At 45.2% G+C, this 16,818-nt stretch carries 18 protein-coding genes; 15 read left to right on the forward strand and 3 right to left on the reverse strand.

Features of this window, described 5'->3' with window-relative positions:
- Positions 1-150 precede the first annotated feature (150 nt).
- Entirely contained in the window at positions 151-951 is an 801-nt protein-coding gene (locus TOI97_RS04425) for an RNA-guided endonuclease InsQ/TnpB family protein (protein WP_321552915.1), read from the forward strand.
- 26 nt (positions 952-977) lie between these two features.
- Here the strand turns inward: TOI97_RS04425 and dacB are convergent, their stop codons facing one another.
- Positions 978-2,483, reverse strand: coding sequence for a D-alanyl-D-alanine carboxypeptidase/D-alanyl-D-alanine endopeptidase (gene dacB, locus TOI97_RS04430; RefSeq protein WP_321553062.1), 1,506 nt, complete (start codon positions 2,481-2,483; stop codon positions 978-980).
- Positions 2,484-2,648: 165 nt separating this feature from the next.
- Here dacB and TOI97_RS04435 point away from each other — a divergent pair, with 165 nt between their 5' ends.
- Positions 2,649-2,990, forward strand: coding sequence for a YggL 50S ribosome-binding family protein (locus TOI97_RS04435; RefSeq protein WP_321552916.1), 342 nt, complete (start codon positions 2,649-2,651; stop codon positions 2,988-2,990).
- Positions 2,991-3,055: 65 nt separating this feature from the next.
- Here the strand turns inward: TOI97_RS04435 and TOI97_RS04440 are convergent, their stop codons facing one another.
- Complete coding sequence (locus tag TOI97_RS04440) at positions 3,056-3,337, reverse strand: HU family DNA-binding protein (protein WP_321552917.1); 282 nt, start codon at positions 3,335-3,337, stop codon at positions 3,056-3,058.
- Positions 3,338-3,726: 389 nt separating this feature from the next.
- Between TOI97_RS04440 and TOI97_RS04445 the strand changes: the two genes are divergently transcribed.
- Positions 3,727-4,338, forward strand: coding sequence for an OmpA family protein (locus tag TOI97_RS04445; RefSeq protein WP_321552918.1), 612 nt, complete (start codon positions 3,727-3,729; stop codon positions 4,336-4,338).
- Between the two features lie 33 nt (positions 4,339-4,371).
- Positions 4,372-5,028, forward strand: coding sequence for a pyridoxamine 5'-phosphate oxidase (gene pdxH, locus TOI97_RS04450; RefSeq protein WP_321552919.1), 657 nt, complete (start codon positions 4,372-4,374; stop codon positions 5,026-5,028).
- 6 nt (positions 5,029-5,034) lie between these two features.
- On the opposite strand, the gene TOI97_RS04455 is transcribed toward pdxH, so the two are convergent.
- Positions 5,035-5,289 carry a hypothetical protein gene (locus TOI97_RS04455; RefSeq protein WP_321552920.1) on the reverse strand — a complete coding sequence of 85 codons (255 nt, stop codon included), beginning with the start codon at positions 5,287-5,289 and terminating at the stop codon, positions 5,035-5,037.
- Positions 5,290-5,370: 81 nt separating this feature from the next.
- Here TOI97_RS04455 and TOI97_RS04460 point away from each other — a divergent pair, with 81 nt between their 5' ends.
- The 11 genes from TOI97_RS04460 to edd all read left to right on the forward strand — a co-directional run bounded on the left by TOI97_RS04460 (position 5,371) and on the right by edd (position 16,818).
- Complete coding sequence (locus tag TOI97_RS04460; RefSeq protein ID WP_321552921.1) at positions 5,371-5,835, forward strand: outer membrane lipoprotein; 465 nt, start codon at positions 5,371-5,373, stop codon at positions 5,833-5,835.
- 193 nt (positions 5,836-6,028) lie between these two features.
- The gene (locus TOI97_RS04465) at positions 6,029-8,818 is read left to right on the forward strand and encodes a monovalent cation/H+ antiporter subunit A (RefSeq protein WP_321553063.1); all 2,790 of its coding nucleotides are present in this window, start codon (positions 6,029-6,031) and stop codon (positions 8,816-8,818) included.
- Positions 8,818-9,207 carry a Na+/H+ antiporter subunit C gene (locus TOI97_RS04470; protein WP_321552922.1) on the forward strand — a complete coding sequence of 130 codons (390 nt, stop codon included), beginning with the start codon at positions 8,818-8,820 and terminating at the stop codon, positions 9,205-9,207. Before TOI97_RS04465 ends, TOI97_RS04470 begins: the two co-directional genes overlap by 1 nt.
- Complete coding sequence (locus TOI97_RS04475; protein ID WP_321552923.1) at positions 9,204-10,706, forward strand: monovalent cation/H+ antiporter subunit D; 1,503 nt, start codon at positions 9,204-9,206, stop codon at positions 10,704-10,706. Before TOI97_RS04470 ends, TOI97_RS04475 begins: the two co-directional genes overlap by 4 nt.
- Complete coding sequence (locus tag TOI97_RS04480; RefSeq protein ID WP_321552924.1) at positions 10,703-11,206, forward strand: Na+/H+ antiporter subunit E; 504 nt, start codon at positions 10,703-10,705, stop codon at positions 11,204-11,206. The genes TOI97_RS04475 and TOI97_RS04480 overlap by 4 nt, the downstream gene beginning before the upstream one ends.
- Positions 11,194-11,463, forward strand: coding sequence for a K+/H+ antiporter subunit F (locus TOI97_RS04485; protein WP_321552925.1), 270 nt, complete (start codon positions 11,194-11,196; stop codon positions 11,461-11,463). The genes TOI97_RS04480 and TOI97_RS04485 overlap by 13 nt, the downstream gene beginning before the upstream one ends.
- Before the next feature lie 14 nt (positions 11,464-11,477).
- Entirely contained in the window at positions 11,478-11,792 is a 315-nt protein-coding gene (locus tag TOI97_RS04490; RefSeq protein WP_321552926.1) for a Na+/H+ antiporter subunit G, read from the forward strand.
- Between the two features lie 152 nt (positions 11,793-11,944).
- Positions 11,945-12,841, forward strand: coding sequence for an EamA family transporter RarD (gene rarD, locus TOI97_RS04495; RefSeq protein WP_321552927.1), 897 nt, complete (start codon positions 11,945-11,947; stop codon positions 12,839-12,841).
- A gap of 76 nt (positions 12,842-12,917) precedes the next feature.
- A complete protein-coding gene (locus TOI97_RS04500) occupies positions 12,918-14,234 on the forward strand; it encodes a DEAD/DEAH box helicase (RefSeq protein ID WP_321552928.1) in 1,317 nt (438 codons plus the stop codon).
- A gap of 35 nt (positions 14,235-14,269) precedes the next feature.
- The gene (locus tag TOI97_RS04505; protein ID WP_321552929.1) at positions 14,270-14,953 is read left to right on the forward strand and encodes a 6-phosphogluconolactonase; all 684 of its coding nucleotides are present in this window, start codon (positions 14,270-14,272) and stop codon (positions 14,951-14,953) included.
- A gap of 53 nt (positions 14,954-15,006) precedes the next feature.
- Complete coding sequence (gene edd, locus TOI97_RS04510; protein WP_321552930.1) at positions 15,007-16,818, forward strand: phosphogluconate dehydratase; 1,812 nt, start codon at positions 15,007-15,009, stop codon at positions 16,816-16,818.

Raw genomic sequence — 16,818 nt, forward strand, 5'->3', positions numbered from 1 at the left:
ACAAGTGAGTTGTGTGGGTGGCTGATGAAAGACTTTCATTGTGAGTACAAAACTCAATAAAAGCACAGTGAAGTAGCTCTTTGGATTGATTTTAACGCGCTTTAAACACTGATGTTGCTCACATAGATTTCACCGCAGCGGTTGACCAGCGTGCGGCTGAACTGGCGCAAATCAGGCGGTGTACGCCGCTCACTGGGCTGGATACCCGTCAATACCGGTGCAGCTCAATGGAAAAACGGGCAGGTCTACCACAACGGCCACTATTTTAAGGTCTGGGACAGCTACGGCTTGAACCAATACAAGTTTCGTTCGGCCAGTTTCAATGAAGATGCCCGTGGCCGCTGGTACTTCAATGTAGTGGTTGATGTGGAGGTCGAGCCAAGCAAAGGCCAAGACCGCATCGGTATTGATCTTGGCTTAACTGATACAGCCACCTGCTCGGACGGCACCAAGCTAGAAGCGGGCCGCTTCTATCGTGGCCTTGAGGAAAAATTAGCCATAGCGCAACGATCCAGAAATAAAACCCAAGTCAAAACCATTCATGCGAAAATCGCTAACCGTAGAAAAGATGCCCTGCACAAGTTCAGCCGCACGCTGGTCAACCGCTGCGGTGAAATCTATGTCGGTAATGTCAGTAGTTTAAAACTCGTTAAAACCACGATGGCCAAGTCAGTGTTAGATGCTGGCTGGGGTCAATTAAAAACAATGCTGGACTATAAATGCGCTCACGCAGGCATTGTTTTTAAGGAAGTTAACGAGGCATACACCACCCAAACCTGTTCGAGTTGCGGCAGCTTGCCTGAATCGAGGCCGAAAGGTATCGCAGGGCTTGGAATAAGAGAATGGACGTGCAGTGGGTGTGGTGTCACCCATGATCGCGATATCAACGCGGCACGTAACATTCTCGCGGCCGGGCATGGTCGTCTAGCAGTAGGAATCCCCGTCCTTTAGGTCGGGGAGGATGTCAAAAGGGAAGATCAGTTGCGAGAGTTTTTGTTCGGTTGATTATAAATGTCCAGTAACACCTGGTCTAAAACTTTCGATGCTCCCCAAGGTTGGTCATGATTGATAATGGCGACCACTGCCCAGTTATTACCATTGGTATCCCGACTGTAGCCTGCAGTAGCTCGAACATTGCGTAAAGTTCCTGTTTTAATATGCGCCTGACCAAAAGCTGGGGTGTTTTTTAAGCGACGACGCATGGTGCCGTCCATACCGACCAAGGGCATAGAAGCAATGAATTCAGCAGCGTAAGGACTTTTCCAAGCGGCTTGTAACATTAAGCCTAGTTGGCGTGAAGTGATGCGTTCCTTGCGTGACAAGCCTGAACCGTTTTCAATAAAAATACCTTGGGTTGAAATGTTTTTTCTGTTGAGCAAGCCATTAATTACACGGCGTGCAGCAACGGCATCATTGGCGTCGGCAGTGGTCCGATAATGAGCGCCAATGCTTAAAAATAGTTGCTTAGCCATAGTGTTGTTACTGTACTTATTAATATCACGAATTACTTCTGCGACATCAGGAGAGAAAGCACGCACTAACAAGGTGGCGTTCTTTGGGGTTTGTCCTAGCATATCATTACCTAAAATAGTGCCGCCGAGTTCTTGCCAAATGCTGCGCACAATACCTGATGCGTAGCGAGGGTGATCAAGGTAAGCCAAGTAGCTTTGTGTGCGGCAACCAGGTGCGATGCTGCCATTAAGGGTGAGGGTGAGTGTTTGTCCATCATCGTGATCGGCAAACTTAATGGATTCTTTGCTGCAGCTCTTAGTGTTTTGCAACTTGATATTGTTAATGATTTCAATACTGCCAACAGGAGGCTCCATCACAACTTTAGGGCCGCTTGCTTCACCGCGAACAATAAAGCGCTGAGCTTTAAAATTTACTAGCAGTGAGTCTGGTTCCACTAGATAAGGTTTGTTGTGTTGATTGCTATCATCGTGAAAACTGTTTAACGGTGGCGCAATGAAGTGATTGCGGTCAAGGATTAGATCACCTGAGACGTGACGCACACCATTTGCACGTAAATCACGTAACATCATCCATAGACGTTCCATGTTGAGTTTAGGGTCGCCGCCACCTTTAAGGTATAGGTTGCCATTTAATACTCCATCAGCGACAGTGCCATCGGTCAAAAATTCAGTTTTCCACTGGTAAGCAGGACCAAGCAACTCGAGCGCTGCATAGGTAGTAACCAACTTCATAGTTGAAGCAGGGTTAATTAATACATCGGCATTTAGATAAGCGCTGCGCCCTTGACCGTTTAACGGGATAGCGGCAATAGAAAGCGCTGAGATGTCGATCTTATGGGTTTGTAGTGACTTATGAACAGCGTTAGATGGCAGAGTGATTGCAAGTGCTGTAGGTGCATTGATTAGCACGCTGAGAGATATAATGCCAATTACGAGTGGCAATGCAGGACGTGTTAAAACACTGAGTAAGGTTGGTCGGCAGTGCTTATGCAAACCACGTAAAAATGACATCAACACAATAAATTACCTTTTATAAACTGCAAAATATAAATCATCAGTCTAGCATTATGCGCTATAGGAACAATTGACGTCAGGTTTAGCAGTTTTTTATTTTTCTAGAGCGTGTTTGTTGTGCAAAGCTGATAAGATTCACTGCTTACTGATGGAGAAAAAGTTATGGCTAAGAATCGTTCACGTCGTTTACGTAAAAAGTTATGTGTTGATGAGTTCCAAGAGTTGGGTGTGGAATTGCAGATGAGTTACCCTGAGGGAACTGATGATGCAGTGGTTGAAGCTTTCTTTGCTGACCTAGTTGTAGAGGCTGTAGAAGCTAAAGGTATGGCACTGATTGGTGGTGAGGAGTTTGCTATTGTATGTTCAGGTAAGCGTGGCTCTGTAACTGAAGAACAACGCGCGGAACTTGAAGAATGGCTAAAAGGTCGCAAAGAGCTCAGCGCATTTGAGGTCAGTCCTTTGTTAGATGTCTGGTATCCAGAGAACTCAGTGAATCTGGCATAAAAAAAGGTTTAATTTTATAAAAAAGGGAAGCTCGTTCGTGCTTCCCTTTTTTATGCAGAAATGAATTAACTGTTGATGCTGTCAACAAGGGCTTTGGCTGGAACCAACTTAATGACTTTTTTGGCAGGGATTTGAATAGTGTCACCAGTTTGAGGGTTGCGGCCTGTGCGGGCGGCACGTTCGCTAACCTTCAGTTTGCCAACACCAGGTAAAGTAATTTCACCATCATTGTCGAGTGCATCATTGACAACTTGACTTAGTTGATCAAGGACGTCACGGATATGAGTTTTGGTTGAGTTGGTTGATTCTGCAAGTTCATTGATCAGTTGATCTTTACTAAGGGCCATTAATAACGCTCCACATTAGGTTGAGCTTTGCAAAGTAGCATGAATTTTTGTCAAAGCGTAGAGAGTGGCTTAATTAAATTACTTACTAGGCTAAAGTATTGCTATTAATCAATAGATAAGCAATTAGGGTTAGACAGAGTTAGACTGGGCATGGATTGCGTATAAAATGTGTCAGTATTTTATTTTGACGGTTGGGATTGAACGGTCCGTTGAGAATGTTACAAATCAGCACGGTTATGGGTAGTAAAAAGCTACTTTTTAACTGATGATTGAGTATAGTAAGAAGAACTCAGTACAACTTTATTGAGGAATTCAGTAAAGTGATACTTTCGTTGCGCTGAAGGTCTTCGGCAGTTATCTATTCTATGCATGAGTGAGTTTTGACAACTATGAAACGTAAAATTTATCAGTTAGCTGTGCTATCAGTGTGCTCATTGCTATTGACTGCATGCTTCACAACTGGAAAAAGTCAGTCGGTTGCTTTGCAAGGAAAGCAGCCTGTGACCGAGGAGTGGCTCAGTGATAGGGGGGTGCAGTTGCAGCAAACAATCCAAGGAACACCTTTTACTTTACGACAGGAAGGGGATACATGGATTGTTACAGCGCCTGCGCATTTGGCATTTAATGCTGATCGCCCAGATTTGTTGTTACCTTCTGCTTTAGGGCCGATTACACGAATGGCAAAAATGTTGCAAGCCAATCCAGACACGGCAGCTTTGGTTATTGGGCATACTGATGTGAACACCAATAAACGTAATTATGGGTTGAGTACTCAGCGAGCACGTGCTGTAGGTTCTATTTTTCGTTTAGGTGGGTTGGGAAATCGACAAATGAACTATCTTGGTGTAGGGGATGCACATGGCTTGTACGGTCAGCAAGCAAATGGCCCGCAAAACAATCGTGTTGAAATTGTAATTATGGAGCATACGCATTTGCCGTATATTGCTTCTGTTTATCAGCCAGCACATGCACGACAGCTTGCCTTGAGTGGGCCTAGATAAGGTACAATTTTCTTTTAACTTAAGGTCGCATTGATGAGTACTGAACAGCTGGCAAGTATGCGTCGCAACTACACTCGAGATGGCTTATTGGAGAAGCATGCTCCAACGGAGCCATTTGCTCTTTTTAAGCAGTGGTTCGCTGATGCTGTAGCAACGGAGCAGCCACCAGTTGAGCCTAACTCAATGATGTTGGCAACTGTTGATAGTGCGGGGCATCCGCATTGTCGTATGTTGTTGCTTAAAGGGCTTGATGCGCGTGGTTTTGTTTTTTACAGTAACTATGAAAGTGCTAAGGGGCGTCAGTTGGCGGAGCAGCCTGTCGCTGCCATGACTTTTTTTTGGCCTGCACTGGAGCGTCAAGTGCGTATAGAAGGCTCGGTTGAGCGGGTGTCTGACGCAGAATCTGATGCTTATTACAATGTGCGTCCATTAGGCAGTCGTTTAGGCGCTTGGGCTTCAGAGCAGAGTCGTCCTTTGACTGGGCGTGAGGAGTTAGAGGCCGCGTTGCAGGAGGTGGAGCAGCGCTATGCAAATAATCCGCAGCCACCGCGGCCAGCGCATTGGGGCGGTTTTCGCTTGATGCCAAAAATGATTGAGTTTTGGCAAGGGCGTACATGTCGTTTACATGACCGGTTGAGGTATTCGCTAGAAGAAAGTCAACAATGGCGCCGAGAGCGTTTGGCGCCATAAGTATCTTTACTGAGGTGGTGTTGAGCGTGCAGAGTGGTATTGATCAGCTGCTGTTTGTAGCCAACCTTGTAATTCGCCTTTTTTGATCTTGAGTGCTTCTGCTTCGTTTAATTTGTTTAGCATGTATGCCTGTTTGTCAGGATCGTTTGGCGCTAAAGATAAAGCAAAGTCACGATTTATCCAACGCTTAATCCGTACATAAATCCACCAGTGAAAGTACAGGCCTGATAAAGTGACAATAGCAACGATGAAATAATCCATAGATTCCTCAAGGTTAGTGGTAATATACAAAAAAAATTGTGGTGTTATATCAGTTTTATTATTTTAAAGAGGTATTTTTATATGCGTAAGTCTATTGTTTTAGCAGCGAGTTTCACAGCGCTAAGTATGCTGTTAACCGGTTGTGCTTCAAGCCTAACGGGCGACACCTACTCACGCAGTGATGCACGCCAAGTGCAGACGATTCGCATGGGTACCATTGAGTCTCTGCGTCCAGTACGTATTGAAGGGACTAAAACTCCGATCGGTGCTGGTGCCGGTGCTGCGGTGGGCGGTATTGCTGGTAGTAGCATTGGTGGTGGTCGCGGTAGTGCGGTAGCAGCTGTGATTGGTGCAGTTGCTGGTGGTTTGGCGGGTGCTGCTATGGAAGAAGGCATTACTCGCACCCAAGGAGTAGAAATTACTGTTCGTGAAGATGATGGTGCGTTGCGTGCTTATGTGCAAGCTGTGGAGCCGAATCAAGTATTCCGAGTGGGGCAGCGTGTGCGAATTACTAACGTTAACGGTAAAAGTCGCGTAGCGCCTTAATACTATTGAGTGATTGTTAAATACGCCCTGAGCGAATAGTTTTGCTTGGGGCGTTTTAGCTTGCTTAGTGTGTTATTTTTATTTGGTAACATAATGCATGCAGACGTTGCAGAATCTGTAATGCCATAATCTACTTTTTTATAACGCTGGGTGTCTCCTGTTCGTCCGGCAGAACAATATGGAGGCTGTTTTGATTTTATTAGCATTAGTTTTTGCGCCTTTCTTTGCTGTCGTTTTGCCTTTTTTGGTGGCGCAGCGTGGACGAACATGGATCGCGGTTGCTACTGCAATAGCACCTTTAATAGCTTTAAGTTTATTGCTGAGTCAAACCTCTCAGGTTTTAGAGGGTGACGTCATCAGCTTTAAACAGGTTTGGATCAGTCAGCTCGGACTTAATTTGAGCTTTAGGCTTGATGGCCTAAGTTATTTGTTTTCCTTATTAATTTTAGGGATTGGTCTTCTAGTCATTCTCTATGCCCGTTATTACTTGTCGGAACAAGAGCGGGTAGCACGTTTCTTTACCTGTTTATTATTGTTTATGGGGTCAATGCTAGGTTTAGTATTGGCCGGCAACTTATTGTTAATGCTGATTTTCTGGGAATTAACCAGTCTTTCCTCCTTCTTGTTGATTGGCTTTTGGAGTCAGCAAAGTGCAGCGCGGCAAGGTGCGCGCATGGCTTTAGCGGTTACAGGTGGGGGGGGATTAGCGTTATTGGCCGGTATTTTGGTGATTGGTCATGTCGTAGGTAGTTATGAGTTGGTCGATGTGTTGGCCGCTGGAGAATTGCTTAAAGCACATACTTTATATCCTGTTGCCTTGGTTTTGGTATTGTTGGGTGTATTTACTAAATCTGCACAGTTTCCCTTCCATTTTTGGTTGCCGCACGCTATGTCGGCGCCAACACCGGTATCTGCATATCTGCATTCGGCAACTATGGTTAAAGCTGGTGTTTTTTTACTGGCGCGTTTATACCCTTTGCTGTCCGGTACGGAGTGGTGGTTTTACTTAGTGACTTTTACTGGGCTGACCACCTTGTTGGTTGGGGCGGTTACTGCTCTGTTTCAAAATGACCTTAAAGGGCTGTTGGCATATTCAACTATCAGTCACTTAGGTTTGATTACCTTATTGTTTGGGCTGGACTCTGATCTGGCACCTGTAGCAGCGATCTTCCATATTATTAACCATGCAACCTTTAAAGCGTCCTTATTTATGGCTGCCGGTATTATTGATCATGAAACTGGAAGTCGTGATATGCGGCGCATTAATGGGCTGTGGAAATACATGCCGCATACAGCAGTTTTAGCGATGGTGGCCTCGTCAGCAATGGCTGGCGTACCGCTCCTGAATGGTTTTTTAAGTAAAGAAATGTTCTTTTCTGAAACTTTACACCAACATTTATTGGGTAGTTTTAGTTGGTTATTGCCAGCAATGGCAACATTGGCTGGAGCGTTTTCTGTAGCGTATTCGTTGCGCTTTATTCATGATGTGTTTTTTAATGGTACACCCATTAATTTACCTAAGTTTCCGCCTCATGAACCGCCACGTTATATGAAAATTCCGGTGGAGGTTTTGGTGTTCTGTTGCTTGTTAGTGGGTGTTTTACCGGCTTGGACCATCAGTTCTTTACTGGCTGTGGCTGCGCAGGCGAGCCTAGGTCATGTTTTACCTGAGTATGATCTAGCTATTTGGCATGGTTTTAATATGCCGTTATTGATGAGCTTTATTGCGCTTATTGGTGGTATTGCTATTTATGCCCAGCGAGCACCTTTAGTGCGCTGGTATGAGGGTTTACCTGATATCAATGGACGAGTGATCTTTGAAGGTATTGTGCGTTTACTGTTTGGCTCGGTATCTCGCACTTTGTCTTATATTGAGAATGGCTCTTTACAGCGCTATATCAGTCTCTTGCTGATTGCCGTAGTGGTGATGTTGATTGTGTGGTTGACGCCGCTTTCAAGAGTCACAGGCGAAGTTGCTTTAACTCCCGTTGATCCATTGACCGCTTTGGGGTTGGGAGTGATGGCGTTGAGTGCCTTGTTGACCATGGGCTTTCATCGTCAGCGTCTTACTGCATTACTGATGCTGAGCGTGGTTGGCTTGGTGGTGGCGATGGTGTTTGCACGTTTCTCAGCACCAGACTTGGCTTTAACTCAGTTGGTGGTGGAAGTAGTTACCATTTTGCTGATGCTTTTAGTGGTGTACTTTTTGCCTGCGCAAGCACCTATTGAGTCGAGTAGTTTATTGCGTTTACGTGACTTTATCATTGCAGCGTGCTGCGGTGGTTTAATGTCAGTCTTAACCTTTGCTGTATTGACCCGTCCTTATGAAAGTATTGCTGATTTCTTCTTGGCTAACAGCTTGACGGGTGGTGGTGGCACTAATGTGGTGAATGTTATTCTGGTCGATTTCCGCGGTTTTGATACTTTAGGTGAAATCAGTGTGTTAGGGATTACAGCTATTGCAACAGTAGCTTTATTGCAAGGCTTAAGTTTGCCAAGAGCACGTGTGGATAACCGTGGGCGTCCTTGGTCAACAGAAACCTATCCTATGGTGTTAGGTATGTTGGCGCGTTTAATCTTGCCTTTGGCTCTGTTGGTATCGGTCTTTATTTTCTTACGTGGACATAATGAACCTGGTGGTGGATTTATTGCAGGACTCATTACTGCTGTGGCATTGATTCTCTTGCAAGTAGCCTATGGGCAGCGCTGGGTGCAAACTCGGATGGGGTTACGCTTTCCTGATTTAGCTGCGGCTGGTGTATTAATCGCAACGGCTACAGGGTTGGCAAGTTTACCACTGGGTTATCCATTTTTAACTTCAACTTTTGCCCATATTAATGTGCCCTTTATAGGTGAGATTGAGGTGGCTTCAGCCATGCTCTTTGATTTAGGGGTGTACTTCACTGTTGTAGGTGGCACTTTGTTGATTTTGAGTGGTTTAGGCCGTATAGGGCATACCGTGAAACTACCGGAGGAGTTGTAATGGAGTTATTGGTAGCCATCACTATTGGTGTGTTGACCTTCAGCGGCATCTATTTAATTTTGCGTGCACGCACTTTTAGCGTGGCATTGGGTTTGACTCTGTTTTCTTATGCGGTGAACTTGTTTTTGTTTGTGATGGGACGGCTGCATACAGGTCAGCCGGCAGTACTGAATGATGCCTCTAGTTATACAGATCCGGTACCTCAAGCCTTGGTTTTGACGGCGATTGTAATTGGTTTTGCAATGACGTCTTTTGTGCTGATTTTAGCTTTGCGTGCCTATACTGAACTAGGTAGTGATCATGTGGACGGTGTTGAAAAAACGAAAAAAATAACCGGACTTGGGCGAAACAAACAAAATAAAAAAAAGCGTACAGGAGCTAAGCGATGAATCACTTGTTATTGGTTCCGGTACTGTTGCCGCTTATTTGTGGTGCGCTGTTAATGACGACGTCACGCAGTCCCATCAATCAAGTACGCTTAATCAGTTGCGGTAGTGTTCTTCTTCTCTTTCTTGCTGCACTGTATTTACTGACTCAAGCTGGAAGCGGTCAGATTCAAGTGTATGGTTTAGGTGATTGGCCGGCACCGTTTGGTATCGTTTTAGTATTGGATCGTTTGAGTGCGCTGATGCTAATGGTGACAGCAGTGCTTGGGGTGTTTGTTACGCTTTACGCTATGCGAGGGGATGACCTACGTGGTGGTTACTTTCACGCTTTATTGCAGTTTCAATTGGCTGGAATTAATGGTGCATTTTTAACAGGTGATTTATTCAATCTCTTTGTTTTTTTTGAGATTTTGTTAATAGCATCCTACGCTTTATTGCTGCACGGATTAGGCGCTGCGCGTCTGCGTGCAGCTTTGCATTATGTGATTCTTAACTTGATCGGATCAAGTTTATTCTTAATTTCTGCTGGCTTGTTTTATGGTATCGCTGGCACGCTTAATCTAGTTGACTTGGCGCGCTTTATTGCTCAAGCAGAAGGTGATCAGTTGTTCTTGTTGGAAGCTGCTGGCGCTTTGCTGATGATGGTGTTTGGCCTTAAAGCTGCATTTTTTCCATTGTATTTTTGGTTGCCTAGAGCGTATGCCCATGCAACTGCACCTGTGGCAGCATTGTTTGCCATTATGACTAAAATCGGTCTATATGCGATTTTGCGTTTTAGCACCTTGGTGTTTGGTGTTTCAGCCGGTGGTGCGAGCGGTTTAGGTACTGGGGTGCTCTGGGTGCTAGCTTTAGTAACTGTAGTGTTATCGATTCTAGGTGCTTTTGCGGCCAATACGTTAACAAGCCTGTTGGCTTATTTAGTGCTTGTGTCTGTGGGTACCTTGCTGGCGGGAATAGCAATCGGCACAGAAGAAGCGATTACCGCTATATTGTATTACTTGTTACATAGTACTTGGATCATTGCTGGGTTGTTTTTATTGGCAGATATCATTGCCAAGCAGCGTGGGGATTTAGCTACTGGTTTAAAAGTGGGGCCGCAATTATTAAACCCGCACCTGTTAGGAGGAACGTTTTTTGTGGCTGCAATTGCCGTAGCAGGCTTGCCGCCATTCTCTGGTTTCTTCGGCAAAGTGCTGTTGCTTCAGTCTGTATCCGGTAGCGCCGCATGGCAGCTGTGGCCTGTGATTCTGATTTCCGGTTTAGTTGGAGTTGTTGGCTTAAGTCGAGCGGGTAGCATGATCTTTTGGCGCTCGAATAATACCCTAAGTGGTGCCGCACCTTTGGATAAGACAGCATATTTTTTCACAGTTTTATTGCTCTTGACTAGCCCTTTACTTGTGGTGTTTGCGCAGCCCGTAATTGCTTTTACCGAGGCTACAGCGCAGCAGATTATGGATGTGCCCAGCTATTTAAATGCCATGCAACTTAAGGAGGCACTATGACACGTTCTAAATGGCTCGCGCATCCTGTAGGTAGTGTAGGCTTGTTGCTAGTTTGGTTATTGTTAGTGGATGACTTCAGTTCAGTAGGTCACTGGGTTTTAGGAGGATTTCTAGGGGTTTTAATTCCGCGTTTAACTGTGACCTGGTGGCCACGTTTACCGCATATTAATAGTTGGAAGCATGTGTTTGTTTTTACTCAGCATATGTTGGTTGATATTGTTGTGGCTAACTTTCAAGTGGCACGTTTGGCGGTGAGTCGAGTGAAAAACTTGCAACCACGGTGGGTCCAAGTACCTTATGAGCTAGAGGATGATCTAGCCATTTATTTAATGGCCAGTGCGATTTCTTTAGCGCCAGGTACGGTGACAACTGGAGTTGACCGTGAGGCACGAATACTCACGGTGCACGCATTACATAATGAAGATGAAGAGGCGCTTATTGCTGAAATTAAGCAGCGGTATGAGCAGCCACTTAAAGAGGTGTTTGCATGCTCAAAATAGTTTTGTATTTAAGCATGCTGATGTTTGGCATCAGTTTGTTGCTTAATTTTGCTCGTTTATTGCGTGGGCCTGGTGCCGTAGACCGTATTTTAGCGTTAGATACGTTGTATATTAATAGCCTTGCGTTACTGGTGATTTTTGGAGTTTTATTAAGCAGCCGTTTGTTTTTTGAAGCAGCCTTGTTGATTGCCTTGTTTGGTTTTTTCAGTACTGTAGTGTTATGCAAATACTTATTGCGCGGCGATATTATTGAATAGGCAAAGGTGAATAAATGGTTGTTTGGGTTGAATATACAGTGGCGTTTTTCCTTCTGGTTGGTAGTGCTTTTGCTCTGGTTGGTTCAATAGGGTTATACCGCTTTCCTGATTTCTATATGCGTTTACATGGGCCGGCAAAAGCAACAACCCTAGGTGTAGGCTGTGTACTGATTGCTTCCATTGTATATTTCAGTAGTCGTGATGAGGGCTTGCATGTTCACGAACTGTTGATTACTTTGTTTCTTATGTTAAGTGCGCCTGTCTCAGCCTATATGATGGCCAAGGCCGCAGTTCAGCAACAAGTTAAAACCTTTAATCGCAAAGATTAATTAAATGGTATTTAGGGCTGTTCGGCCCCACATCATCAAGTGTACTTTTAAGTGCATTATTCTTTAAGCAATATAATCTAGCTAACAATACGTTTGTTGGTTGTGATTGTATTGCTTTGCTTTTTTGATCCTTTATTTAAGAGGCATTTTATATGCATATATCAGGTCGCGGAGTGGCGATGTCTGTTTTCGCCTCGCTCATATTTGCAATTATTCCAGCTTATGCTCTGTATTTAGCACCTTTAGATGGTGTGCAGGTATTTGCGCAGCGTGTTTTATGGTCATTGCCTGCAATTTTTATATTGTTGATTGTGGCAGGTCGAATGGCTGCATTGAAAGAAGCAATGTTGCGTTTAATGCGTGAGCCAATACTTATATTGGCTATCTTTACCACTGCAGCACTGCTCGGTGTGCAATGGCTTATTTTTGTCTGGGCACCGATTAATGAGCAAATGTTGGATTTAACCTTAGGTTATTTTTTAATGCCTTTGTCTTTAGTTTTAGTCGGGCGCATATTTTACAGTGAACATTTACGTAAGCTACAACGTATTGCAGTTTTATTTGCTGCTGTGGGTATTGCTCATGAGTTGTGGCGAGTGGGCAGTTTTTCTTGGGTGACGTTGCTCTGTGCGGTCGGGTATCCCCCTTATTTTATGTTGCGCCGCTGGATGGCTTTTGATTCTTTCAGTGGTTTGTTTTTAGAAATGCTTTTATTAGCGCCAGTCGCAATTTACTTGATTATCAACTATGCACCATTAGGGTCATTTTTGACTGCGCCGCATTTATGGTATTTGCTGCCAGGTTTAGGTGTGCTCAGTGCTTTGGCGTTTGCTGCTATGCTAGGTGCGAGTCATGCCTTGCCTTTAGGATTGATGGGTATCTTAAGTTATATAGAGCCTGTTTTGTTATTTTTCATGAGTGTGTTTTGGGCGGGAGAAATTGTTGAATCAGGGGAGTGGCTGACTTATATCCCGATTTGGTTTGCAGTACTTTTAGTGGTGTTTGATAGTGTGCGAGTACTGCTTAAGCAATCACGTCATGTAAACTGACGTACAATAGTTGTCAATTGGCCTTGAGCGTGTGCAAGGGGCATTATTTATATGATCAAAGATCTTGAGGTATACCGTGTTTTCTAAACTTGCCTTGCATGAACGTCTATTAAGAGCCTTGGCTGAACTTAACTTTACTGAGCCAACCCCGGTTCAAGTGGAGGCTATTCCAGCGGCGCTGGAAGGACGAGACTTGCGTGTGATTGCACGTACAGGCAGCGGTAAAACAGCTGCCTTTGTTTTGCCTTTATTGCATCGTTTTATTGGTGAAGCGCAACCTAGGGTGGCCATCCGTTCGTTGATCTTACTGCCAACGCGTGAACTAGCACGTCAAACTTTAGCAGAGGTTGAACGCTTCTCGCGTTATACTTTTATACAGTCTGGCATGATTACTGGAGGTGAGGATTTTAAAGAACAGGGTGCTTTATTGCGTAAGGATCCAGATATTTTAATCGCCACCCCAGGCCGTCTAATTGAGCATTTAAATGCGGGACATTTAAAGCTAGATCAAGTAGAGGTGTTGGTGCTGGATGAAGCGGATCGTATGTTGGATATGGGGTTTGCTGAAGACATGGAACGACTGGTTGCTGAATGCTCCGCACGTCAGCAAACCTTATTGTTCTCGGCTACAACCGGTGGTAATGCATTACGGGAAATAGTGAATACGGTGCTGGATAATCCCTTGCACTTAATGATTAACCAAGTTGCGGAAATGAATGAAAGTACGCGTCAACAAATTATTACCGCTGATGATATCGCTCATAAGGAGCGTTTAACACACTGGTTGCTGACTCATGAGCCTTTCCGTAAAGCTTTAGTGTTTACTAATACACGAGCGCAAGCGGATCGTTTATATGGACGTCTTGTTGCGCAAGAGATTAATGCCTTTGTATTGCATGGTGATAAGGATCAAAAAGACCGTAAGCGTGCTTTGGAATTGTTTAGTCAAGGCAGTTCACGAGTGCTGGTTGCTACTGATGTGGCTGCGCGCGGTCTAGATATTGAAGGTCTTGATCTAGTGATTAACTTTGATATGCCACGCTCCGGTGATGAGTACTTACACCGTATTGGTCGTACAGGACGTGCAGGTGAAGAAGGTTTGGCTATCAGTTTAATTTGTCACAATGACTGGAATTTGATGTCCAGTGTTGAACGTTATTTAAAGCAGACCTTCGAGCGTCGTGTGATTAAAGCGCTAAAAGGTACTTACCAGGGGCCGAAAAATGTTAAAGCTTCTGGTAAGGCTGTAGGAGTGAAAAAGAAGAAATCAGCTCTGAAAAAAGGTGCTGTAAAAGGGAGTAAGAAGCCAGCTAAGAGGCCGGCAAAACGTCAGCAGCCAGAAGGTGCTTTTGTAGTGAGTAGTGATGGTCATGCTCCGCTTCGCAAAAAATAATGATGTTGCTTCAATGATAGCTTTTGGGGGTGTCAATGTCACAAGCTCAAGTGCATAAGTTTATTAATCAGCAAGCCTGTAATGAGGCGCTGACACAAGAGTTGGCATCTTGCATAATGCAGGCTTTTACGACGCAAGCCAAGGTAAGTGTCATACTCCCAGGTGGCAGTACTCCTGGAGGTCTGTTGCAGTTGCTCAGTCAAGAGGATATGCGGTGGTCGGATTTGCAGGTCAGTCCAACTGATGAGCGCTGGGTAGCGGCAGATAGCGAGTACAGTAACTCGAAAATGTTAGCGCAAGCTTTGCCGCAGGCGCAGCTACTTGATCCACGTTTAGCAGATAGTGCAGAGGCCTCCAGCGTAGCTTGGGCAGCAGTCATGCAGAAGCATCTTCCTGTCGCTGCAACTTTGCTTGGAATGGGTGGGGATGGCCATATCGCTTCATTGTTTCCTGGTATGCCAGGGTTAGCAACTGCTTTGCAGCTGTGTGAAGAGCCATCGGCTTTGGTAGGGCTTGCACCGGATGAACCTGAAGTGCGTTTGTCATTAAACCTTTCGATGTTATGTGCAACACAGTGGCTAGGCTTATTAGTTTTTGGCGAAGAGAAATGGCAAATGCTCGAACGAGTACTGGCCCATGATCCAACCACTCAAGCATTACCCATTTATCAGCTCCTTTGGCATGCACCACAGCCTATACATATTTATTGGGCGCCTTAAAAGCTTGAGCCTTGAGCACTGTTTTATGCAGTATACGAAAAAAGGAAAATGCCATGTTAAACCCAGTTGTTGAGCGTATAACTCAGGCGCTTGAGGAGCGTTCGAAGCAGCGCCGTGACGCTTATTTAAGTACGCTTATGCAAGCTGCAGAGCAGGGGCGTAACACTGCGCATGGTTGCTCTAATTTGGCTCATGTGATGGCCGCTCAAAGTGATGAACAACGTCTTATTATGCGGCAGGGTGGAGCTGCGCATATTGCCATTATTTCTAGTTATAATGATATGTTGTCTGCTCATGCGCCCTTAAAAGACTACCCTGATCAGCTTAAGGCGGCGCTTTACCGTTACGGTGCCAGCGCACAGTTTGCGAGCGGTGTACCAGCAATGTGCGATGGTGTGACCCAGGGCACTGCGGGGATGCAGCTCTCGTTATTTTCTCGAGATTTAATTGCTCAAGCCACTGCTGTTGGGTTGAGTCATGCTGTGTTTGATGGCGCATTGTATTTAGGCGTTTGTGACAAGATCGTACCGGGGTTGTTGATTGGCGCATTGCATTTTGGTCATTTGCCTGCTGTTTTTGTGCCCGCAGGACCGATGCGTTCAGGGTTGTCAAATCCAGAAAAAGCTGCTGTTCGCGAACGTTATGCCGCAGGCAACGCCACGCGTGATGAGCTACTGGAAGCAGAGTTAGCCGCTTATCATGAGCCAGGAACATGTACTTTCTATGGCACAGCCAATACCAATCAACTGTTAATGGAAGCATTAGGATTGCATGTGCCAGGCAGTGCTTTTGTTTCACCAGGATCGAAATTGCGTCATGCCTTAACTGATGAAGCAGCGCGCTTACTAATAGAGAACACCACGCAAGGTGGGCATTATTTACCCTTAGGTGAACAGATCAATGCTAAGGCACTTATTAATGGTGCTGTGGCGATATTATCGAGTGGCGGCTCTACGAATCATACTTTGCACTTGCCGGCTATTGCTCGTGCTGCGGGCTATGAATTGCTGTGGGAAGATTTGGCAGCCTTATCGAAAGTAGTGCCTTTATTAGCTCATGTGTATCCCAGTGGTGTCGCTGATGTAAACCAGTTTCACGCAGCGGGAGGTGTGGGGTGGTTGTTTGCACAGCTGTTAGACGCAGGGCTTATGCATTCTGATGTGTATACCATTGCAGGCAGAGGTTTAGACAGGTACACCCGTGAACCTTATCTGCAAACTGGTCGTTTGTGTTGGCGAAATATTGCTATAAGTCCGTTGGAAAAAGATATTTTGCGACCTGTTATAGCACCTTTTGCCACTCACAGCGGTTTGCATATGGTTACAGGTAATCTCGGTCGCGCAGTGATAAAAACCTCGGCAGTGCAAGAGCGATATTGGTCTATAAAAGCACCTGCACGGGTGTTTGACTGCGAAGCTGATGCGCTTGAGGCTTATGATAAAGGGCGCTTAAACGGTGATTTAATTATGGTGGTTCGTTTTCAAGGGCCAGCAGCCAATGGTATGCCGGAGCTGCATAAATTGATGCCTATCTTAGCGAATTTACAAGCTAAGGGGCAGAAAGTTGCCTTGGTCACTGATGGCCGTTTATCAGGAGCTTCGGGTAAAGTGTTGGCTGCAATCCATTTGACTCCAGAAGCAGCGAAAGGTGGGCCTCTGAGTCGAGTGCAAGATGGAGATATACTTGAGATTGATGCTAAACATGACTGTTTACAGTTGCATCTTGCAGAGCAAGAGTTCGCCCAACGCCCTACAGTACAGGCGCCAAGGAATGCAACTGCAGGGTATGGTTTGCAGTTATTTGCTGCACAACGTCGATCGGTTGGCCCTGCTGATCAAGGTGCCAGCTTTTTAATAGAGGACTGA

It is taken from the genome of Denitrificimonas halotolerans, assembly GCF_034259425.1.
Classification (GTDB): domain Bacteria; phylum Pseudomonadota; class Gammaproteobacteria; order Pseudomonadales; family Pseudomonadaceae; genus Denitrificimonas; species Denitrificimonas halotolerans.